This is a genomic window from Streptomyces sp. NPDC058653, from assembly GCF_042716895.1.
Lineage (GTDB): Bacteria > Actinomycetota > Actinomycetes > Streptomycetales > Streptomycetaceae > Streptomyces.
This window is the reverse complement of the sequence record NZ_JBHXRM010000022.1, coordinates 1-20,339: the sequence shown is the minus strand read 5'-3', so window position 1 is coordinate 20,339 and position 20,339 is coordinate 1. Positions and strand designations below refer to the sequence as shown.

At 72.8% G+C, this 20,339-nt stretch carries 15 protein-coding genes; 9 read left to right on the top strand and 6 right to left on the bottom strand.

All coding sequences use genetic code 11. The features are described from left to right. Window positions 1–62: 62 nt before the first annotated feature. Window positions 63–557, bottom strand: a complete 495-nt coding sequence (locus tag ACFWU9_RS19790) for an LURP-one-related/scramblase family protein (protein WP_384320058.1) — start codon at window positions 555–557, stop codon at window positions 63–65. Beyond that, window positions 554–1,801 (bottom strand): MFS transporter, encoded by a 1,248-nt coding sequence (locus ACFWU9_RS19785; protein ID WP_384320056.1) that lies wholly within the window; start codon window positions 1,799–1,801, stop codon window positions 554–556. The genes ACFWU9_RS19790 and ACFWU9_RS19785 overlap by 4 nt, the downstream gene beginning before the upstream one ends. Before the next feature lie 91 nt (window positions 1,802–1,892). Here ACFWU9_RS19785 and ACFWU9_RS19780 point away from each other — a divergent pair, with 91 nt between their 5' ends. Next, window positions 1,893–2,972, top strand: a complete 1,080-nt coding sequence (locus ACFWU9_RS19780) for an ArsR/SmtB family transcription factor (protein WP_384320231.1) — start codon at window positions 1,893–1,895, stop codon at window positions 2,970–2,972. Window positions 2,973–3,999: 1,027 nt separating this feature from the next. Further along, window positions 4,000–5,841: an NHL domain-containing thioredoxin family protein gene (locus tag ACFWU9_RS19775; protein ID WP_384320054.1), complete on the top strand. Its 1,842-nt coding sequence runs from the start codon at window positions 4,000–4,002 to the stop codon at window positions 5,839–5,841. Window positions 5,842–5,909: 68 nt separating this feature from the next. Here the strand turns inward: ACFWU9_RS19775 and ACFWU9_RS19770 are convergent, their stop codons facing one another. The 3 genes from ACFWU9_RS19770 to ACFWU9_RS19760 form a co-directional block, all read right to left on the bottom strand. Next, window positions 5,910–6,116, bottom strand: a complete 207-nt coding sequence (locus tag ACFWU9_RS19770; protein WP_384320052.1) for a DUF6458 family protein — start codon at window positions 6,114–6,116, stop codon at window positions 5,910–5,912. A 273-nt stretch (window positions 6,117–6,389) separates the two neighbouring features. Next, the gene (locus ACFWU9_RS19765; protein ID WP_384320050.1) at window positions 6,390–7,694 is read right to left on the bottom strand and encodes a M18 family aminopeptidase; all 1,305 of its coding nucleotides are present in this window, start codon (window positions 7,692–7,694) and stop codon (window positions 6,390–6,392) included. A gap of 571 nt (window positions 7,695–8,265) precedes the next feature. Further along, on the bottom strand, window positions 8,266–10,092 hold the full coding sequence (locus ACFWU9_RS19760) for an acyl-CoA dehydrogenase (RefSeq protein WP_384320048.1): 1,827 nt from the start codon (window positions 10,090–10,092) through the stop codon (window positions 8,266–8,268). Between the two features lie 183 nt (window positions 10,093–10,275). Between ACFWU9_RS19760 and ACFWU9_RS19755 the strand changes: the two genes are divergently transcribed. From ACFWU9_RS19755 to ACFWU9_RS19745, 3 genes are all read left to right on the top strand, one after another. Next, window positions 10,276–10,737 (top strand): SseB family protein, encoded by a 462-nt coding sequence (locus ACFWU9_RS19755; protein WP_329384705.1) that lies wholly within the window; start codon window positions 10,276–10,278, stop codon window positions 10,735–10,737. Window positions 10,738–10,965: 228 nt separating this feature from the next. After that, on the top strand, window positions 10,966–11,919 hold the full coding sequence (locus ACFWU9_RS19750) for a pirin family protein (protein ID WP_384320047.1): 954 nt from the start codon (window positions 10,966–10,968) through the stop codon (window positions 11,917–11,919). A 187-nt stretch (window positions 11,920–12,106) separates the two neighbouring features. Then, entirely contained in the window at window positions 12,107–13,192 is a 1,086-nt protein-coding gene (locus ACFWU9_RS19745; RefSeq protein WP_384320045.1) for an AI-2E family transporter, read from the top strand. Window positions 13,193–13,224: 32 nt separating this feature from the next. On the opposite strand, the gene ACFWU9_RS19740 is transcribed toward ACFWU9_RS19745, so the two are convergent. Beyond that, on the bottom strand, window positions 13,225–15,375 hold the full coding sequence (locus ACFWU9_RS19740) for a SpoIIE family protein phosphatase (RefSeq protein WP_384320043.1): 2,151 nt from the start codon (window positions 15,373–15,375) through the stop codon (window positions 13,225–13,227). 187 nt (window positions 15,376–15,562) lie between these two features. On the opposite strand from ACFWU9_RS19740, the gene aspS reads away from it, so the two are divergent. From aspS to ACFWU9_RS19720, 4 genes are all read left to right on the top strand, one after another. Further along, complete coding sequence (gene aspS / locus ACFWU9_RS19735; RefSeq protein WP_384320041.1) at window positions 15,563–17,326, top strand: aspartate--tRNA ligase; 1,764 nt, start codon at window positions 15,563–15,565, stop codon at window positions 17,324–17,326. Between the two features lie 153 nt (window positions 17,327–17,479). Next, a complete protein-coding gene (locus ACFWU9_RS19730; protein ID WP_384320039.1) occupies window positions 17,480–17,995 on the top strand; it encodes a SigE family RNA polymerase sigma factor in 516 nt (171 codons plus the stop codon). Further along, the gene (locus tag ACFWU9_RS19725) at window positions 17,988–18,890 is read left to right on the top strand and encodes a hypothetical protein (protein ID WP_384320037.1); all 903 of its coding nucleotides are present in this window, start codon (window positions 17,988–17,990) and stop codon (window positions 18,888–18,890) included. Before ACFWU9_RS19730 ends, ACFWU9_RS19725 begins: the two co-directional genes overlap by 8 nt. 26 nt (window positions 18,891–18,916) lie before the next feature. Beyond that, a complete protein-coding gene (locus tag ACFWU9_RS19720) occupies window positions 18,917–19,756 on the top strand; it encodes a L,D-transpeptidase family protein (RefSeq protein ID WP_384320036.1) in 840 nt (279 codons plus the stop codon). Window positions 19,757–20,339: the final 583 nt, after the last annotated feature.

Genomic DNA, 20,339 nt, shown 5'->3' with positions numbered 1-20,339 from the left:
GGGGCCCGCCTCCTTGAGGGGCGGGCCGGACTCAGCCCTCTTCCTTGGGCGGCGGGCCGGACTCAGCCCTCCTCGCGCTCCTTCTCCGCCATCCGGATCACACACACCGCGACCGCGATCAGCAGCGAGGGGTCGGCCTCGTCCCTGATCACGTCCACGGCGTACGTCTCCCGCACCCGGAACCACCGGCGTGAGACATGCGCCAGCAACTCGCCGTCGTACTCGATCGCGAACTCGCGGTCCAGGATCCGCCCGCTCACGTCCAGTTCGGTGCCGTCGGCGAGTGCGACCCGGTAGTGGTTGCGGAGCAGCGACAGCCTCTTCTTACGGATGGTGGCCAGCGGCTCGCCGTCCCGCTCGATCGTCATCGTGTCCCGCAGGCTCACCAGCTTCTGGCGGAGCGTGACCAGCACCCGCCCCTGCGGGTCCTTCAGCTCCAGGGTGTCGCGCAGCCGCAACGCCTTTCCGTCCACGAGGAAGGCCTGGCGGCCCTGCTCGTCCTCGATCCAGTAGTCGTCGCCGATGGCGAAGATCTTGTCGCGCACCAAGTACTTCATACGGGATCCGTACCCACCGGGTCCCCGGGCGACGGCGGGACCGCTTCACCTGTACGCGTACGGATGACGGCGCCCGTCGGCGGCACCGCCTTCTCCCGCAGCCCGGGGGCCAGCAGGAGCGTGACCAGGACGGAGGCCGCCGCCAGCACCGTGATGCCCGTCGCGGGCGAGGTCCGCTCGGCGACGGTGCCCGCGAGGAGGGCGCACACGCCCTGCATCGTGAGCATGCCGGAGGAGTGCAGCCCGAGCGCGTGCCCGCCCAGTTCGTCCGGGGTCAGGGCCATGAGGCGCTCCTGGGAGACGAGGCTCGCCGCGTAGCCGACCGTCGCGAGCGTCACGAGGGGTACGGCCAGCGGGAGCGCCGGGCCGAGGAAGAAGAACAGGTGCGGCACCGCGAGCAGCAGCAACAGCGGGACGGTGAGACGCGCGCGCAGGCGTCGCGGGACGAACCGGCCGATCAGGATGTCCCCGGTGAGCATGCCCGCCGCGCCGGCGGCGAAGAGCAGCCCCGCGTGCTCGGGCGCGTAGGGCACGTACAGGGACTCGCAGCCGACGACCAGACCGTTGGGGACCCAGAGCGCCAGATAGACGGTGCGGCGGGGCCGGGAGGACCACAGGCGCGCGTTGTTCCGCCAGGTCTGGGCGACCGAGGGGCGGCCGGTGGCGCGTGGCGGCCTCCTACTGAGGCCGAGTCGCGCGACGGCCGCCGCGGCGAGATACAGCCCGGCGCCGGTGAGCAGCGCGCCGCGCGGCGACAGCAACGCGACCAGCACACCGCCGGCCGCGAAGCCGCATATCTGCATCAGCCCGGCGGACATGTTGATCGCGGACCGGCCGAGGAGGTAGCCCTCCTTGGAGAGGACTTCGTTGAGGAGCCCGTAGCGCACCCCGCCGCCCAGCGCGGAGACCGTGCCGAGGCAGAGCACGATCGCGAGGACCGCGGGGACCGGCAGACCCGGCAGTGCCGTGGCCGCCGTGCCGAGGGCGAAGATCAGCGACAGCGTGGTCAGTGTGGCGCGCGGGGGCAGCCGGTCGGCCGCCGACAGGAGCATCGTCGCGCCGAGCACCTGCGCCAGTGAGGGGCCGAACATGGCGAGCGCGGAGAGCAGCGGTGAGCCGGTCGCGGTGTAGACGAGCGTGCTCAGCGCGAGTCCGCTCACGGTCTGGGCCGCCACCTGTGCGGCCGAGGTGAGGAAGAGCGGGGTGAACTCCGGGGTGCGGAAGAGCTCTTGGTAGGTGCGCATGTCCGGAGTCTCCGAGGCGCGCCGGAGCGGGCGTTAATGTTTCGCGGGAGGGCGAAACATGGCGGGGGCGGGAGGCGGGAGGCGGGACGGGATGGGCTGGTGGCAGGTCGACGCGGACACGCTCGCCGGGAGCCGGTTCGTGGTGTCGCCTCTTACGGAGGCGGTGGCGAGCCTGCGGGCCCTGGAGGACGGCCGGGCCGCGCACCCGGGCGAGCGCGCGTGGCTGGACGCCCATCTGCCCGCCTACCGGGCCCGGCAGGCCGAGGACCCGGTGACGGCCCTGCTCGTACGGGCGGCCTTCGGCCGCACATGGAACGCGGACTTCATCACCCCCACGCCCACCGGCCGGCCCCTGACCGGGCAGACCTTCGAGACCGAGCTGACGCGGATCCGGGACACCCCGCCCGCGGCCGTCCGCGCCGACCTGCTGGTCTCCCTGAACGGCCCGCTGCCCGCCCTGCTCGTCGGCCGCGACGATCTGCCGGAGCGGGCCGCCGAGGTCGTCGAGTGGGTGTGGGCGGAGACGGTGCTGCCGTACTGGCCGCGGCGCCGGCGCCTCATCGAGGCCGACATCGTCGCGCGTACGGCGCAGCTCAGCCGGGGCGGCTGGGCGAGCGCGCTGGGCGACATGCGCCGGGGGATGCGCTGGCTCGGCGGCAGCCGGCTCCAGATTTCCACCCGCGCGGACCGGTCGCAGGAGATCCCCGGTGCGCGGCTGATGTTCGTGCCGGTGACGCCCCGGCAGAGCTGGGTGTCGTGGGACGCCGACCGGTACGCCGTGGTGTACCCGTGCGCCGGGGCCCTGGCCCACGAGGGCGCCCGCCCGCCGGTGCCGGAGCCCCTGCGGGCCCTGCTCGGCCCCGGCCGGGCGGCCGTACTGGCGCTGCTCGGCTCCCCGAAGAGCACGACGCAACTGGTGGCACTCACGGGCCAGGCCCTCGGCTCGGTGGGCCGGCACCTCAGGGTCCTGCGGGACGCGGGCCTGATCGCCCGCCGCCGCTCGGGCCGGTCGGTGCTCTACTTCCGCACGGAGCCGGGCGAAACCCTCCTGCACGCGGCGAACCCACGCACCACGCCGCCCCCGGCGATGCCGGTTGCCCCGGACGCCCCACCCGGTGCCAACGCGCCGACGCGGGGGCGGCCGTCCGGCCCGGGTGGGCCTGGGCGGTAGCCCGTCGGGGGCGTCGAATCGGGCTACCGCCCGGGCCCACCACGCTGGCGCGGAAGCGACCGTCCGGCCTCGGTGGCCCGTCGGGGTACGCGGCCGTCCCGTCCAGCTCCCCCCGGCCCACCCGCCCGGCGCGGGGGCAGCCGTCCGGCCCCGGTGGGCGTGGGCGGGGTGGTGAGCGGCAGCTCGTCGGGGTGCCGGGCCGGGCTTCGCGGCCTTCGGGGCTGTGCCCGCGGGCGCACCCGGCCGCATGGGGCGGCCGTGGCCCGTCGGGGTACGCGGCCGTCCCGGCCAGCTCCCCCCGGCTCACCCGCCCGGCGTGGGGGCGGCCACCCGCCCACGCGCGGGCGGGTATCCGGCTCCGGTGGGCGTGGCCGGAGTGGTGAGCGGTAGCTCGTCGGGGTGCCGGAGCCGGGCTTCGCGGCCTTCGGGGCGGAGTTCCGCCCACTCGGCCCCGGTGGGCAGGGCGGTGCGGTGTGTGGCAGCTCGTACATCCGACTTTTGTCGGGGGCGCCGAGGCCGGGGATGCCGGCCGTCCGGGGCGGCGCCTCCGGGGCCAACCCGCCCGCGCGGGGGCGGCCGTAAGGCCCCGGCGGGCATGGGCGTAATGGTGAGCGGTAGCTCGTCGGGGGCGTCGAATCGGGCTACTGCCCGGGCCCACCACGCTGGCGCGGGAGCGATCGTGCGGCCTCGGTGGGCATGGGCGTTTCGGGGTGCGGGGCCGGGCTTCGCGGCCTTCGGGCTGTGCCCGCGGGCGCACCCGGCCGCATGGGGCGGCCGTGGCCCGTCGGGGTACGCGGCCGTCCCGGCCAGCTCCCCCCGGCCCACCCGCCCACGCGCGGGCGGCGGTCCGGCCCCGTTGGGCGTGGCCGGAGTGGTACGCGGACCCCCGCCCCGCCCGCGCGCGGGCAGCTACTTGGCCCCGGTGGGCAGGGGTGCCGTGGGACGCGGTAGCCCGTACATCTGGGGATTGTCGGGGCCCGGGGCCGGGCCCGGTGGCGGGGGGCGAGGTGGATGGCACCCTTGGAGCATGAACGACGCTTCCGCCTCCGCACCCCCTCCCGTACCACGCCGCCGCGCCCGTGTCCGTGCTCCCGAGCTGGTCGGGGCCGGTGGCTGGCTGAACACCGGGGGCAAGGCGCTCAGCCTCGCCGAGCTGCGCGGGCGTATCGTCCTGCTCGACTTCTGGACCTTCTGCTGCATCAACTGCCTCCATGTCATCGACGAGTTGCGCGAGCTGGAGCAGAAGCACAGCGACACGGTCGTGACCGTCGGCGTCCACTCGCCGAAGTTCGTCCACGAGGCCGAGCACGCCGCCGTCGTGGACGCCGTCGAGCGGTACGAGGTGCATCACCCCGTGCTGGACGACCCGGAGCTGGCGACCTGGAAGCAGTACGCGGTACGGGCCTGGCCCACGCTCGTCGTCATCGACCCGGAGGGGTACGTCGTCGCGCAGCACGCCGGCGAGGGCCACGCGCACGCCATCGAGAGGCTCGTGGAGGAGCTGGAGGCCGAGCACGCCGCGAAGGGCACCCTGCGGCGCGGCGACGGCCCCTACGTCCCGCCCGAGCCCGTCGCCACCGACCTGCGCTTCCCCGGCAAGGTGCTCACGCTCGACTCGGGGAACTTCCTCGTCTCCGACACCACCCGGCACCAGCTCGTCGAGCTGGCGGCCGACGGCGAGAGCGTCGTGCGGCGGGTTGGCGGCGGTGAGCGCGGATTCGGGCCGGAGTCGTTCAACGAGCCGCAGGGCATCGCCCAGCTCCCGAACGGCCGGATCGCGGTCGCCGACACCGTGAACCACGCCGTCCGCGAGTTCAACCCCGCCTCCGGCGCCGTCGAGACCCTCGCCGGCACGGGCAGCCAGTGGTGGCAGGGCTCACCGACCCACGGGCCCGCGCTCGACGTCGCGCTCTCCTCGCCCTGGGACGTGGCCTGGTGGGACGACCGGCTGTGGATCGCGATGGCCGGTGTGCACCAGCTGTGGACGTACGACCCGAAGACCCGCACCGTCTCGGTCGCGGCCGGGACGACCAACGAGGGTCTGGTCGACGGGCCCGCCGCCGAGGCGTGGTTCGCGCAGCCGTCCGGACTGGCCGCGACCGAGGACCGGCTGTGGGTCGCCGACTCCGAGACCAGCGCCCTGCGGTACGTGGAGCGGGACGGGGACGGCTACGCGGTACGGACCGCCGTCGGCACCGGGCTCTTCGACTTCGGCCACCGCGACGGCCCCGCCGCGGAGGCCCTGTTCCAGCACCCGCTCGGCGTGACCGCCCTGCCGGACGGCTCGGTGGCCGTGTCGGACACCTACAACCACGCCCTGCGCCGCTACGACCCGGCGACCGGCGAGGTCACGACGCTCGCCACCGATCTGCGGGAGCCGTCCGGCGCGGTGCTCGTCGGTGACGGCATCGTCGTGGTCGAGTCCGCCCGGCACCGGCTGACCAGGCTCCGGCTGCCGGACGAGGCCGTCAGCGTCGAGTCGGTCGCGCACCGCACGCGGCGCGCCGCGACCGATGTGGCGCCGGGGGCACTGCGGCTCGACGTGGTCTTCGAGGCGCCCAAGGGGCAGAAGCTGGACACCCGTTACGGTCCCTCGACCCGGCTCCTGATCTCCGCCACCCCGCCCGAACTGCTGGCGGAGGGCGCCGGTGCCGGGACCGACCTGGCGCGCGAGCTGGTGCTCGCGGACGGTGTCACCGAGGGCGTCCTGCATGTCTCGGCGATGGCCGCGTCCTGCGACGACGCGCCGGAGATCGAGTACCCGGCCTGCCATGTGCACCAGCAGGACTGGGGTGTACCCGTACGTGTCACCGCGTCCGGCACGGGCCGGCTGGGCCTGGTGCTGGCCGGTCTCGACGCGTCGGACTGAGGGGACCGAGAGGACGGGAGGGCCGGGAGAGGAGGCGGGCGTGGAGCGCCCCACGCCGCGTTCCTCGCCTAGCGCTCGCGCTCGATGACCGTCGGCGGCTGGACGACCGCCCGCCGACGCTTCGCCATGCTCGTGAAGGTCGCGATGCCGATGAGGCCGACCGCCATGAGGATCACCCCGACCAGGTCGAGGTTGACGCTCTCCGCCTCCCAGTCCGTCGCGAACGTGAGGATCGCCCCCACCGCGATGAGTGCGATGCATCCGCCAACGCCCATGAATCCCGCCTCCTGACACGATTGGTGGCCGTTCCCGGGCCGACCATGCGGGTACCCGGCCCGGCAACACCCATGCGGGCGCGGGGAGTCCGACCTTCCGGCCGGCGCGCGGACCGGCGCGCGGAACCGGGGGCGCGGACGCCGGCGGCGCTCCGGCCGACGCGGGCCGACGCGGGCCGAGGGCCGGCCGAGGGCGGGCCGAGGGCGGGCCGAGGTCGGCCGGAAAGCCGGACTCCGCGTCGGCGGAACGCTGCCCTCCGCCCGGCTCTCCGCTCAGCCCTCCAGGAACGCGGCCAGCGCGTTGGCCAGCAGGAACGGGTCGTCCGCACCGCACAGTTCACGCGCGCTGTGCATCGATACGATCGCCGCCCCGATGTCCACCGTCTTGATGCCGTGCCGGGCGGCGGTGATCGGGCCGATCGTCGTGCCGCAGGGCATCGAGTTGTTCGAGACGAACGTCTGCCACGGCACGCCCGCCCGCTCGCACGCCGCCGTGAACACCGCGCGCCCGCCCCCGTCCGTGGCGTACCGCATGTTGACGTTGACCTTGAGGATCGGGCCGCCGTTGGCACGCGGGTGGTGCGTCGGGTCGTGCCGCTCCGGGTAGTTGGGGTGCACGGCGTGCCCGGTGTCGGACGAGAGACAGACCGTGCCGGCCAGTGCCCGCGCCCGGTCCTCGTACGAACCGCCGCGTGCCAGCACCGAGCGCTCCATCACCGTGCCCAGCAGCGGCCCGTCCGCGCCGGTGTCCGACTGGGAGCCGCTCTCCTCGTGGTCGAAGGCGGCGAGGACCGGGATGTACGGCAGCGCCGTCCCCGACCCGCCCGCCGTCGCGACGGCGGCCAGCGCGGCCGTACCGGCGTGCACCGACAGCAGGTTGTCCATCCGCGGCCCGGCCACCAGTTCGCGGTCGCGCCCGAGGTAGGCCGGCGGCTCGACCGAGTGCGGCATGAGGTCCCAGCCGATGATGTCGGACGCCTCGACCCCGGCCTCCTCGGCGACGAAGCGGATCAGGTCGCCCTCCTCGGCCTCGCCGAGCCCCCAGATCGGCTGCATGTGCCGCTGCGGATTCAGCTTCAGTCCGTCGGAGTTGACGCCCCGGTCCAGATGGACGGCCAGCTGCGGTACGCGCAGGAGCGGCCGGTCCACGTTGACGAGCCGCTCGCGGCCGTCCCGCAGGGAGAGGCGCCCGGCCAGCCCGAGGTCCCGGTCCAGCCAGGTGTTGAGCAGCGGCCCGCCGTAGACCTCGACGGCGACCTGTCGCCAGCCGTACGCGCCGGTGTCGGGGATCGGCTTCACCCGGAGGTTGGGGGAGTCCGTGTGCGCGCCGACGATCCGGAACGGCGTGTGCGGCTCGGCACCCTCCGGGACGTACCAGGCGATGAGCGCCCCGCCGCGCAGGACGTACTTGCCGCCGGTGGTCCCCTCCCACGCGTCCGTCTCCTGGACCTGCCGGAAGCCGGCCTTCTCCAGGCGCTCGGCCGCGCTCGCCACCGCGTGGTACGGGGTGGGGCTGGTGGCGAGGAAGGTCATCAGGTCGTCGGTGTGGCCGCGGTCGAAGCGGGCGGATCTGCTCATGAGGTCACCATAACGAGACGGCCTCCGGGGCCGCCGACCCGGACGGCGGACCATTCCTGTCCGCTACACCGACATCGCGGGCGCGGTGCGAACTCCCGACCGGAGAGCGAGATCGCCGACCAGCCCGCCATCGGCCCGCCCGACGATCTCGCATACCTGCGCGGGCCCGCTCCCGCCCTCGACGTCAGAACCCTGCACGGGTCGGCACCCGCCCTCGGCGGAACGGCGCGGGCCCGCTCCCGCCCTCGCCGTCCGAACGGTGCGGGCGGGAGCGGGCCCGCTCACAGGCCGAAAGAGCGCGCCGGTCCTGACCCGCCCTCGGCGTCCGAACCCTGCGCGGGTCCGCACCCGCCCACGAGGTCGGAACGGCGTGCGGGTCCGCACCCGCCCACGGCGTCGGAACAGTGCGGGGGTCCGCACCCACCCACGGCCTCGGACCGGCGCGCCGGCCCTGACCCGCCCTCGACGGAACGGCGCGGGTCCGCTCCCGCCCACAGCGTCCGAACCCTGCACGGGTCCGCTCCCGCCCTCGGCGTCGGAACGGTGCGGGGGTCCGCTCCCGACCCCCGCGTCAGAACGCCGCTTCGTCCAGATCCATCAGCGAGTTGTCGACCGACTCGGCCACCGTGCGCTCCGCCGAGACCCCCGGCAGGACCGTCGCCGCGAAGAACTTCGCCGCCGCGATCTTGCCCTGGTAGAAGGGAACGTCCTTCGCGGACGCCGTCTCCAGCTTCTCCACCGCCACGGCCGCGCCGCGCAGCAGCAGATAGCCGACCACGACATCGCCCGAGGCCATCAGCAGGCGGGTGGTGTTGAGGCCCACCTTGTAGATGTTCTTGACGTCCTCGGCGGTGGCGGAGAGGTCGGTCAGCATCCTGCCGACGATCGCCTCCAGGTCGACGGCCGCCTTGGCGAGCGCGTCACGGGCCGGCGCCAGCTCTCCGCCGCCGGTGCCGACGGCGAGGAACTGCTTGATCTCCTCGGAGAGGGTGTTCAGCGCCTGCCCCTGGTCACGGACGATCTTCCGGAAGAAGAAGTCCTGGCCCTGGATCGCGGTGGTGCCCTCGTACAGCGTGTCGATCTTGGCGTCGCGGATGTACTGCTCGATCGGGTACTCCTGGAGATACCCGGAGCCGCCGAGCGTCTGGAGCGACTGCGCGAGCTGCTCGTACGACTTCTCGGAGCCGTAGCCCTTCACGATGGGCAACAGCAGGTCGTTCAGAGCGTGCTGCGCCTTGACGTCCTCGCCCTCCGCCTCCCGCTTGGCGATCTCGTCCTGGAGGGAGGCGGTGTAGAGCACCAGCGCGCGCATGCCCTCGGCGTACGCCTTCTGCGTCATCAGCGAGCGGCGTACGTCGGGGTGGTGCGTGATGGTGACCTTGGGCGCCCTCTTGTCCATGAACTGCGAGAGGTCCGGGCCCTGGACGCGCTCCTTGGCGTACTCCAGCGCGTTCAGATAGCCCGTGGAGAGCGCGGCGATGGCCTTCGTGCCGACCATCATCCGGGCGAACTCGATGATCATGAACATCTGGCGGATGCCGTCGTGCTTGTCACCGATGAGCCAGCCCTTGGCCGGGTGCCGGTCGCCGAAGGTCAGCTCGCACGTGTTGGACGCCTTGAGGCCCATCTTGTGCTCGACGTTCGTCGCGTACACGCCGTTGCGCTCGCCCAGCTCGCCGGTCTGCCAGTCGAACTCGTACTTCGGTACGAGGAAGAGCGACAGGCCCTTCGTGCCGGGGCCGGCGCCCTCGGGGCGGGCCAGCACGTAATGGAGGATGTTGTCCGACATGTCGTGCTCGCCGGAGGTGATGAACCGCTTCACGCCCTCGATGTGCCAGGAGCCGTCCTCCTGCTCGACGGCCTTCGTCCGGCCGGCGCCCACGTCCGAGCCCGCGTCGGGCTCGGTGAGCACCATCGTGGAGCCCCACTGCTTCTCGACGGCGATCTCGGCGATCTTCTTCTGCGCCTCGTTGCCCTCCTGGAAGAGGATGCCGGCGAAGGCCGGGCCCGAGGTGTACATCCAGATCGCCGGGTTGGCCCCGAGCAGCAGCTCCGCGTAGGACCAGATCAGGGAGCGGGGCGAGGTGGTGCCGCCGATCTCCTCGGGCAGGCCGAGACGCCAGTACTCCGAGTCCATGAAGGCCTGGTAGCTCTTCTTGAAGGAGGCGGGCACCGGAGCGGTGCTGGTCTCGGGGTCGAAGACCGGAGGATTGCGGTCTGCGTCGGCGTAGGAGGCGGCCAGCTCGGACTCGGCGAGCTTGGTGACCTCGGAGAGAATCGTCCTGGCTGTCTCGACGTCCATCTCCGCGAACGGGCCCGTGCCGTACAGCTTGTCGCGCCCGAGGACCTCGAAGAGGTTGAACTCGATGTCGCGGAGATTCGACTTGTAGTGCCCCATGGCGACGGCTCCGTAAGCGGTAGGGAGGCAGATTCCTCGTACCCGTACTCAGTACTGGCTCCGATGATGCTACCCGCCGGTAATAAGACGCAACCCCTACCGGACATCTGTGACGAGGACGACGAGGAGCGCATGCGGCCCAACGCGCCCATGGACGGGTCTTTCCTCAGTACTCTGGGGGCCATGTACGGCTACGACCAGAACGCTGGCGCTCAGCAGCAGTACGCACCCCCGCAGCAGCCGATGGGCGGCGGATACGGCGAGCAGCCGCTGTATCCCGAGCCGTCCCCTCCCTCGCTGGCGGACGCGGTGCGGGCGTTCACGACCGGGTCGCTCTCCGCGGAGGACTTCCAGCAGATCTTCGCGACGTCGAAGGTCTACTGCCCGCGCGGCGACAACCCCGGGTTCCTGGCCCTGCACAACACCCAGCAGCCCGTCATCCCGATGTTCAGCACGCTCAAGGAGCTGCGGCGGTACGCGGGCAAGGAGTCGAAGTACTTCGTGATCACGGGTGCCGAGGTGATCGACCTGCTGCCGACGGGGTACGGCTTCGTGATCGACATGGAGGGTGAGCACCGGATGGTGTTCGACGCGAAGGCCGTGGAGCAGATGGTCGACTTCGCGATGCGCCGGATGTACGGCTGATCCCTCCGCCGCTGATCCTTCCGCCGCTGATCCTTCCGCGGTCGGCCCCTATGCGGTCCGCCCCTCCGGGCCCGACCCCTCGCGCGACTGTTCTTCCGCACCGCTGACCGATGAACGGCTGACCCGATTCCCCTGCGTGACGCGCGTAACACGCGCGCGGAATATCCGCTGCCTTGTCAGATGTTCACCGTTCAACTAAATTGGAGCCAGAAGCCGAGGAGGCCCCCAATGCCCGCTGTGACCGTCGAAAACCCACTCACCCTTCCCCGTGTCACGGCGGCCGCCGACGCCGTCGCCCGGCCCGTGCTCGCCGTGTCCACCGCGCCCGGTGGCTTCGAGGGCGAGGGATTCCCGGTGCGCCGGGCGTTCGCGGGGATCAACTACCAGCACCTCGACCCGTTCATCATGATGGACCAGATGGGCGAGGTGGAGTACGCGCCGGGAGAGCCCAAGGGCACCCCCTGGCACCCGCACCGCGGCTTCGAGACCGTGACGTACCTGATCGACGGCACCTTCATCCACCAGGACAGCAACGGTGGCGGCGGAACGATCCGCAACGGCGACACCCAGTGGATGACGGCGGGCTCCGGCCTGCTCCACATCGAGGCGCCGCCGGAGTCCCTCGTGATGTCGGGGGGTCTCTTCCACGGCCTCCAGCTCTGGGTGAACCTGCCCGCCGCCGACAAGATGATGGACCCGCGCTACCAGGACATCCGCGGCGGCCAGGTGCAGCTCCTCACCTCGCACGACGGAGGCGCGCTGCTGCGGGTGATCGCGGGCTCGCTCGACGGGCACGAGGGCCCCGGCATCACGCACACGCCGATCACGATGATCCACGCGACGCTCCGGCCGGGTGCCGAGGTGACGCTGCCGTGGCGCGAGGACTTCAACGGTCTCGCGTACGTCCTCGCCGGGCGCGGCGCCGCCGGTCCCGACCGGCGGCCGGTGCACATGGGCCAGACGGCGGTCTTCGGCGCGGGGTCGTCGCTGACGGTCCGCGCGGACGAGTCCCAGGACTCGAACACGCCGGACCTGGAGGTCGTCCTGCTGGGCGGCCGGCCGATCCGGGAGCCGATGGCGCACTACGGCCCGTTCGTGATGAACAGTCACGCCGAGCTGAAGCAGGCCTTCGAGGACTTCCAGTCCGGCCGGCTGGGCACGGTGCCGGCCGACGCCGAGTAGGACGAGGTAGGAGCGCGCGGGTCCGGTCGGGGTGGGGCGGTCTCCGCCCCACCCCGATCCGCCGGACACCGGACACCGCGCCCCGGTCCGCCCACCGACGCGCCCGCCCCACCCGTGAGTGACACCCCGGCACCCACCCGGCCCCATCCGCGCGGCACCGCCCCGGTCGGCGTGGTCGGGTGGGCGGATGGAGAACTCGCGCGGGGGCCCGCCCGGCGTGCTGCCCCCCGAGGTCTGGCGGGTGGGTGCCTGGTGCGCCGTCGTGCTGCTCGTCGCCGGCGTCGTCACCGTCGGGGTGTGGATCGTCGTCACGTTCAAGACCGCCGTCACCCCCGTGCTGCTCGCAATCCTCGGGACCGCGCTGCTGCGCCCGCTCCACCGGCGCCTCGTCGCCATGAGGATGCCCAGGTCCCTGGCCGCCGGGCTGACCTGTCTGGCCGTGGTCGGGGTCGTCGGCGGGGCCGGATACGTCGTCGTCACCGCGCTCATCGAGACCGGCGACCAGATCGTCGACTCGCTCAAGCAGGCCGGGCAGGACCTCGGGGACCAGTTCGGGGTGGCCGGGACCTCGCTCGACGACGTCGCGTCGAACGCGAAGGACCTGCTGAGCAAGTTCGGCGGTACGGCCGCCTCCGGCGTGATCACCGGGCTCAGCGTCGTCGGCGAGCTGATCGCCACCGCCGTCCTGGCGCTGCTGCTGATCTTCTTCTTCCTCAAGGACTCCGACCGGGTCGCCGGCGCGCTGCGCTCCGTCGCCCCGCGCCGTACCGGCGACACCGTCGAGGCCATGGCCCGCAGGGCGTTCGGGGCCGTCGAGGGCTTCATGCGCGGTACGACCTTCATCGCGCTCATCGACGCCGTCTGCATCACCGCCGGTCTGCTGATCCTGCGCGTGCCGGGCGCCGTGGGGCTCGGGGCGCTGGTCTTCGTGGGGGCGTACATCCCGTACCTGGGCGCGTTCCTGACCGGCGCCGTCGCCGTGCTCGTCGCGCTCGCCGACCGGGGGGTGGCGATCGCCCTGTGGGTGCTCGGGGTCGTCCTCGCCGTACAGGTCCTGGAGGGGCATGTGCTCCAGCCGGTGGTGCAGAGCCGGACGGTGCAGATGCATCCGGCGGTGGTGATGCTGGCCATCGCGGCGGGGGCGAGCGTGGCCGGAATCCTGGGCACGCTGCTGGCCGTACCACTGACGGCGGCGGCCTTCGGGGTGCTCGCGGAGATCAGGGAACGGTACGAGGCGGGGACCCCGGGCCCCGGCCCGCCCGGCGCCCCCTGACCCGCCGAACGGGCGCGCTCACCGGACGTGGCCTACACCGTGGCCGTCCGGCCCGACTCGTAGATCTCGAACCAGATCGACTTGCCCTCGCCGCGCGGATCCACCCCCCACGCGTCCGCCAGCATCTCCATCAGCACCAGGCCCCGGCCGCTCGACGCCAGCTCGCCCGGCTTGCGCCGGTGGGGGAGTTCGTCGCTGGCGTCCGCGACCTCCACCCGCAGCCGGCGCTTGCCCCGCTCCCCCGCCGCCTCCGCGATCAGCACCGCGTCGCCGTCCGTGTGGACGAGCACGTTCGTGGCCATCTCGGAGAGCATCAGCACCGCCGAGTCGACCTGTTCCTCGTCCGCCCAGTCGTGCAGCAGATCCTTCAACTGCCGCCGGGCGTCCGCGACCTGCGAGGGCTCCGCCTGGGAGATCGTCAGCACCGCGCGGCGCGGATGCGGGCGCGCCGGTGCCGGACGCGTGCTGTCCCGTGAGAGCAGCATCAGCGCGATGTCGTCCTCGCGGCGGTCGGCCAGCGGGCCCGTCGTGTAGTGCGAGCCGGGGCCGTGGACCGCCTCCACCAGCGCGTCCGCGAGCTTCTCCAGCGAGGCGCCGGTGTTGCTCTCCAGCACGGGCCGCAGCCGTGTCCAGCCGCTCAGCATGTCGTGCCCGCCGGTCTCGATCAGCCCGTCGGTGCAGAGCATGATGGTGTCGCCGGGCTCCAGGACCACCCGCGTCGTGGGGTAGTTCGAGTCGGCCTCGATGCCCAGCGGCATCCCGCCCGCCGTCTGCCGGATACGGGCCGTGCCGTCCGCCGACCGGATCACCGGGTCGGGGTGTCCGGCCCGTGCGATGTCGAGCGTGCCCTTGTCCGGGTCGACCTCCATGTACAGGCACGTCGCGAAGCGCGCCAGGTTGTACTCGGCGTCCCGGTCCTCCTCGCTGTCGTCGAGGTGCGCGAGCCCGTGCGGGGTCGAGAACTCGTACATCCCGTGCAGGAAGCGCGACGCCCGGGCCAGTACGGCATCGGGCCGGTGCCCCTCGGCCGCGTACGCGCGCAGGGCGATCCGCAGCTGCCCCATCAGGCCCGCGGCCCGTACGTCGTGCCCCTGCACGTCCCCGATGACCAGGGCCACCTTGCCGCTGCCCGGCAGCGGGATCATGTCGTACCAGTCGCCGCCCACCTGGAGCCCGCCGCCCGTCGGCACATAGCGCGCCGCCACGCTCATCCCCGGGATCTCCGGCCCCAGCGTCGGCATCATCGTGCGCTGGAGCCCCAGCGACAGCTCGCGCTCCGTCTCCGCGACATCCGCGCGCACCAGCGCCTGCCCGAGCATCCTGGCGACCGTCGTCAGCACGGACCGCTCGTCGGGCGTGAACGTCACCGGGTGTTTGAACGCCGCCATCCAGGCGCCCATCGTGCGCCCGGCGACGATCAGCGGCACGAACGCCCAGGACCTGCGGCCGAAGCCCTGGACCAGCGGCCAGGTCGCGGGGTAGCGGTCCTGGTAGTCCCTGGGCGTCGGCAGATAGATCGCCCGCCCGGTCCGTACGACCTCGGCCGCCGGGTAGTCCGTGTTCACGGACATGTTCGTGAAGGGTCCCTCCGCGCCGTCCGGGTGCCCGTGGTGCCCGATGATCGTCAGATGCTCGCCCTCGACGCCGAAGACGGCGAGCCCGTCGGGGGAGAACCCGGGCATGGACAGCGACGCCGCGACCCGCAGCACCTCGGAGGTGGAGTGCGCCTCGGCGAGCGCCCGGCCCGCGTCGAGGAGGAACGCCTCGCGTGAGCGCCGCCAGTCGCCGGCGACGGGGCTCTGCCCGGTCAGCGCGCCCGGCTGGGGGGCCACGATCTCCTGGATGGTGCCGATCAGCTCGTAGTCCTCCCCGTACTCGTGCTGGGTGACGCGGGGCTTCGAGCGGGACCTGATGGTACGGATCACCTGCCCGTCCTCGTCCACGACCCGCGCGTGGGCCTCGGCGAGCGTCCCCTCGGCGACGGCGAGGCGCACGATGCCGTAGGTCTCGGTCCAGTCGACGGGGTGCAGGCGCGCGCGCATGGCGGCCTCGCTCAGGACCGTGGGCTCCGCGGGCAGCCCGAAGAGCCGCGCCGCCTCCGCGTCGAGAGTGACGTACCCGGCGGCGTTGTCCCAGCGCCACAGACCGGTCGCGATCGCGGCCAGTACCTCCTCGGTGCGCATTGGACCACTTTAAACCGGTACAGGTGCTATGCGCGGTGTCAAGCAGGCGTGCGGGTGGCCGGGCGTCCGCCGGGCGGGGACCGGCCGCCGGGCGGACCCCGTAAACAGGGGGGAGGCGCCGTTGGCCCTGCCGGTAACCTGGTGCGGCCAAGCCCATCCGCCAAGAGCTAAGACTGGATGAACGACGATGCATCGGTACAGGTCCCACACCTGCGGCGAGCTCCGCGCCTCCGACGTCTCCACCGACGTCCGGCTGAGCGGCTGGCTGCACAATCGTCGAGACCTGGGCGGCATCCTCTTCATCGATCTCCGCGACCACTACGGTCTCGTCCAGCTCGTCGCCCGCCCCGGCACCCCCGCGAACGAGGCGCTCTCCAAGCTCACCAAGGAGACCGTCGTCCGGATCGACGGCACGGTCTCCGCCCGTGGCGCCGACAACGTCAACCCGGACCTGCCGACCGGTGAGATCGAGATCGAGGTCGGCGAGGTCGAGGTCCTCGGCGCCGCGGGACCGCTGCCGTTCACGATCAACACCGACGACGGCGTCAACGAGGAGCGGCGGCTCGAATACCGCTTCCTCGACCTGCGCCGCGAGCGCATGCACCGCAACATCCTGCTGCGTACGGCCGTGATCTCCGCCATCCGGCACAAGATGACCGCGCTGGGCTTCAACGAGATGGCGACCCCGATCCTGACGGCGACGTCCCCCGAGGGCGCCCGTGACTTCGTCGTCCCCTCCCGGCTGAACCCGGGCAAGTTCTACGCGCTGCCGCAGGCCCCCCAGCAGTTCAAGCAGCTGCTGATGATCTCCGGCTTCGACCGCTACTTCCAGATCGCGCCCTGCTTCCGTGACGAGGATGCCCGCGCCGACCGCTCGCCCGGCGAGTTCTACCAGCTCGACGTGGAGATGTCCTTCGTCGAGCAGGAGGACGTCTTCCGGCCGATCGAGAAGCTGATGACGGAGCTGTTCACCGAGTTCGGCGGCGGCCGGGAGGTCACGTCCCCCTTCCCGCGCATCCCGTTCCGCGAGTCGATGCTCAAGTACGGCAACGACAAGCCGGACCTGCGGGCGCAGCTGGAGCTGGTCGACATCTCGGACGTCTTCGAGGGCTCCGAGTTCAAGGCGTTCGCCGGCAAGCACGTACGCGCGCTGCCCGTGCCGGACACCGCGGGCCAGTCGCGGAAGTTCTTCGACGGCCTCGGCGACTACGCCGTCGAGCAGGGCGCCAAGGGCCTGGCCTGGGTGCGGGTCGGCGAGGACGGCACGCTCGCGGGACCGATCGCCAAGTTCCTCACCGAGGACAACGTCAAGGTCCTCACCGAGCGGCTGTCCCTCGTGCCCGGCCACGCGATCTTCTTCGGCGCGGGCGAGTTCGACGAGGTCTCGAAGATCATGAGCGCGGTCCGCGTCGAGGCGGCCAAGCGCTCCGGCCACTTCGAGGAGGGCGTCTTCCGCTTCTGCTGGGTCGTGGACTTCCCGATGTACGAGAAGGACGAGGAGACCGGCAAGATCGACTTCTCGCACAACCCGTTCTCCATGCCCCAGGGCGGTCTTGAGGACCTGGAGACGAAGGACCCGCTCGACATCCTCGCCTGGCAGTACGACATCGTCTGCAACGGCATCGAGCTGTCGTCGGGCGCGATCAGGAACCACGAGCCCGAGCTGATGCTCAAGGCGTTCGAGATCGCGGGCTACGACCGCGAGACCGTCGAGCACGAGTTCGCGGGCATGCTGCGCGCCTTCCGCCTCGGCGCCCCGCCGCACGGCGGCATCGCGCCGGGCGTCGACCGCATCGTGATGCTGCTCGCCGACGAGCCCAACATCCGCGAGACGATCGCCTTCCCGCTCAACGGCAACGCGCAGGACCTGATGATGGGCGCGCCGACCGAGCTGGACGAGACCCGGCTGCGGGAGCTGAACATCCAGCTCCGCAAGCCGGTCGCGAAGTAGCCGCCGCCGCGTCTCCCGTTCACCGCAGGGCCCGGAACCGTACGGTTCCGGGCCCTGTGCGTGGCGTCTTCCTGCCATGGGGCAACCTGAAAGCCTCCCCGGCACGTTGACCGGTCGTGGACGACCGAACGGATTGGCGAGGGCGACGAGGCGATGGACCCGGGCGACAGCGACGGCGACTTCGAGGCTTTCGTCGCCTCTCGCGGGCCGCGACTGCTGCGGGTGGCCTGGCTGCTGACGGGCGACGCGCACCTGGCGGAGGACCTGCTCCAGACGACCCTGGCCAAGGTGTGGCCCAAGTGGCACCGGATCTCCGGCGAGCGGCCGGAGGCATACGTACGCACGGCGCTGGTCCATACGCATGCCTCCTGGTGGCGCAGACGCTGGCGCGGCGAGGTGCCGCACGGCGAAGTCCCGGACGCGGCGGGTTCGTTCGACGCGTACGAGAGCGTGGACCTGGAGCAGTCGCTGGCCGCCGCGGTGCGGTCGCTGCCGGTGAGACAGCGCGCGGTCGTCGTGCTGCGCTTCTTCGAGGACCTGAGCGTCGAGGAGACGGCGGCGACGCTGGGCTGCGCGCCGGGGACGGTCAAGAGCCAGTCGGCGAAGGCGCTGCGCGCGCTGCGGGCCGCGCTGCCCGTGCCGGTGGACGGGGGTGAGCGGGGTGTCTGAGCACGAGGTGTCTGAGCACGAGCGCCGGAGCCTTTACGGGGGCGGGCCCGAGGAGGGCGGAGGGCCGGGCCCGGCCGGGGACCCGGGTGAGGACGCGAGCCCGCCGGCCGAGGAGCGGGAGCTGCGGATCCTGCTGGAGCGTGTCGTACCCCGGCTGCACGCCCCCGAGGAGCGGCTGCGCCGCGTCCGGGAGCGGGCGGCCCGCTCCCGCCGGCGCCGCCGCGCCGCCGGCACGTCGGCGGCGGTGACCGGTCTCGTGGTGGCGGGCACACTCCTGCCGGGCTTCCTGCGCGGCCCGGACGAGGGCGCACCGCCCGCGAGCCCGGCCCCCACCGTCGCCACCACGGACTCGGCGGGCGGCCACGCGGTCCGCTTCCCGGACCTGGGCGATCTCACCCTGCGGCTGCCGCCGGGCTGGCAGGCGCTCGCGGTGCCGAGCGAACCCGAGTTCAAGAGCGCGCCCCGCGGGTTCGTCGCGAGCCAGCCCGTACCGACCGTGACGCCCGTCTGTCCGACGGAGCCGGAGACCTTCTGCGACCCCGTCAGGACGCTGCGGCCCGGGGGCGTCCTGGTCTCGCTGGATCCGAAGAACTACAGCGGGTTCGACACCGGTCCGAAGGATCCGTCCGTGCTCCGCGCGCTGGCGGAGCCCCAGGTGCTCTGCCGCAAGCTCGGGGGCACCGAGGAGTACAGCGCCCTGCTGCCCGGACCGGACCCCGAGGGCGGCGAGGGCATCCAAGTCAGTGTCTGTACCGCGGGCGCCGGGGCGAGTTCCCCGATCGTCGGCACGGTACGCGCCATGATCGCCGATGTGGACTATCCCGCCCCCGGGGCGCACGGCCCCGAACCAAGCCGGGCCCCGACCCCCCATGCCGAGAACGACCGGGCGGAGTGACGCCCGTGCGAACTGAAAGGTCACACATGTCTCACCGCGCACGCCCGCACCACGTGGCCGCGCTCGTGCTCGTCGGCGGTCTGCTGCTCGGTGGCTGCGGGGGAGGGCTCGGCGGCGCGTTCGGGGGCGATGGGGGATCGTCCGTCCCGACGGCGGTCGACGACAAGGCCGCCGCCGGGGAGGCGAGCGCCGACGGGAGCGGCGAGGCGGCGCGCGGCGGTCTCGGGCGCGCGGTGCCGGACGCCGGCGAGTCCAAGAGCCGGGTGGTACGCCCCAGACAGATCCCGGCGCTCGGCCCGAAGACCAGGGCGGCGATCCCCCGGTCCTCGCGCCAGGCCGTCGTGGTCACCGGCGACGCGCCCGACTCCAACCGCGCCACGCTGGTCCTCTACGAGCGGGACCCCGTGGAGGGCTGGCGCTCGGTCTCCGACCCCTGGCCGGCGCACAACGCCCTGAAGGGCTGGACCGACGAGCACCGGCAGGGCGACCTGCGCAGTCCGATCGGTGTCTTCGGCCTGACCGACGCGGGCGGCCGGCTCCCGGACCCGGGCACGAGACTGCCGTACGACCAGGGCCCGGCCTTCACGCTCGGCGGCGTGGGTTTCGAGGGCGAGCCGCTGGCCGGGTCGTTCGACCATGTGGTCGCGATCAACTACAACCGCAAGGCGGGCACCACCCCGCTGGACTGGACCCGCCCGCTGGGCGCGTCCAGGGGCGGCGGCATCTGGATCCATGTGGACCACGGCGGCCCGACACAGGGCTGTGTCTCGCTCCCGATGCCCCGCATGAAGGAACTCCTGCGCTGGCTGGACCCGTCGAAGCGCCCACAGGTGGTGATGGGCGACGTGTCCTCGCTGGGCCTCTGACGAGGCGCGCCGACCCGGACCGCTACGTCGTGCCGCCGGCCCGGGCCGGTATGGCGTGCCGCCGGCCGCCCCGCAGACGCGGCCGGGCTGGCGCCCGAGGACAGCTCCGGAGGAGCGACGTGTTCTCGGTGGGCTTCTGAGCCGACGAGGGGCGTCGCGCCGGACCGGGCCGGTACGTCGTGCCGCCGGACGGGCCGCAGACGTGGCCGGGCTGGCGCCCGCCGACAAGCCCGGCGCCCGCCGACAAGCCCGGTCCGAGGACAGCTCCGGAGTTCCGGAGAGCGACGTGTCCTCGCTGGACTTCTGAGCTGGGCGTCTGACGAGGGGCGTCGCGCTGGCCGGTACGGCGTGGTGCCAGACGGCCGCAGACGCGTCCGGTCCGGCGCCGGACGACGAGTCCGGCGCCTGAGGACAGCTCCGGGAGGAGCGACATGTTCTCGGTGGGCCTCTGAGCCGACGAGGGGCGTCGCGCCGGACCGGCTGGTACGTCGGGGCGCCCGGCGGGCCGCAGACGCCGGCCGGGCCGGCGGGCGGTGTTATGTGCGGCGCCCCCGGTACGGGGCCGGTCTAGGGGGCGGCCCAG

Coding starts and splice junctions, on each gene's coding strand:
- ACFWU9_RS19750 (WP_384320047.1), top strand. CDS start 10,966: ATGCCCGCTGTGACCGTCGAAAACCCACTCACCCTTCCCCGTGTCACG.
- ACFWU9_RS19740 (WP_384320043.1), bottom strand. CDS start 15,375: ATGCGCACCGAGGAGGTACTGGCCGCGATCGCGACCGGTCTGTGGCGC.
- ACFWU9_RS19730 (WP_384320039.1), top strand. CDS start 17,480: ATGGACCCGGGCGACAGCGACGGCGACTTCGAGGCTTTCGTCGCCTCT.
- ACFWU9_RS19760 (WP_384320048.1), bottom strand. CDS start 10,092: ATGGGGCACTACAAGTCGAATCTCCGCGACATCGAGTTCAACCTCTTC.
- ACFWU9_RS19775 (WP_384320054.1), top strand. CDS start 4,000: ATGAACGACGCTTCCGCCTCCGCACCCCCTCCCGTACCACGCCGCCGC.
- ACFWU9_RS19720 (WP_384320036.1), top strand. CDS start 18,917: ATGTCTCACCGCGCACGCCCGCACCACGTGGCCGCGCTCGTGCTCGTC.
- ACFWU9_RS19745 (WP_384320045.1), top strand. CDS start 12,107: ATGGAGAACTCGCGCGGGGGCCCGCCCGGCGTGCTGCCCCCCGAGGTC.
- ACFWU9_RS19765 (WP_384320050.1), bottom strand. CDS start 7,694: ATGAGCAGATCCGCCCGCTTCGACCGCGGCCACACCGACGACCTGATG.
- ACFWU9_RS19785 (WP_384320056.1), bottom strand. CDS start 1,801: ATGCGCACCTACCAAGAGCTCTTCCGCACCCCGGAGTTCACCCCGCTC.
- ACFWU9_RS19755 (WP_329384705.1), top strand. CDS start 10,276: ATGTACGGCTACGACCAGAACGCTGGCGCTCAGCAGCAGTACGCACCC.
- ACFWU9_RS19790 (WP_384320058.1), bottom strand. CDS start 557: ATGAAGTACTTGGTGCGCGACAAGATCTTCGCCATCGGCGACGACTAC.
- aspS (WP_384320041.1), top strand. CDS start 15,563: ATGCATCGGTACAGGTCCCACACCTGCGGCGAGCTCCGCGCCTCCGAC.
- ACFWU9_RS19780 (WP_384320231.1), top strand. CDS start 1,893: ATGGGCTGGTGGCAGGTCGACGCGGACACGCTCGCCGGGAGCCGGTTC.
- ACFWU9_RS19770 (WP_384320052.1), bottom strand. CDS start 6,116: ATGGGCGTTGGCGGATGCATCGCACTCATCGCGGTGGGGGCGATCCTC.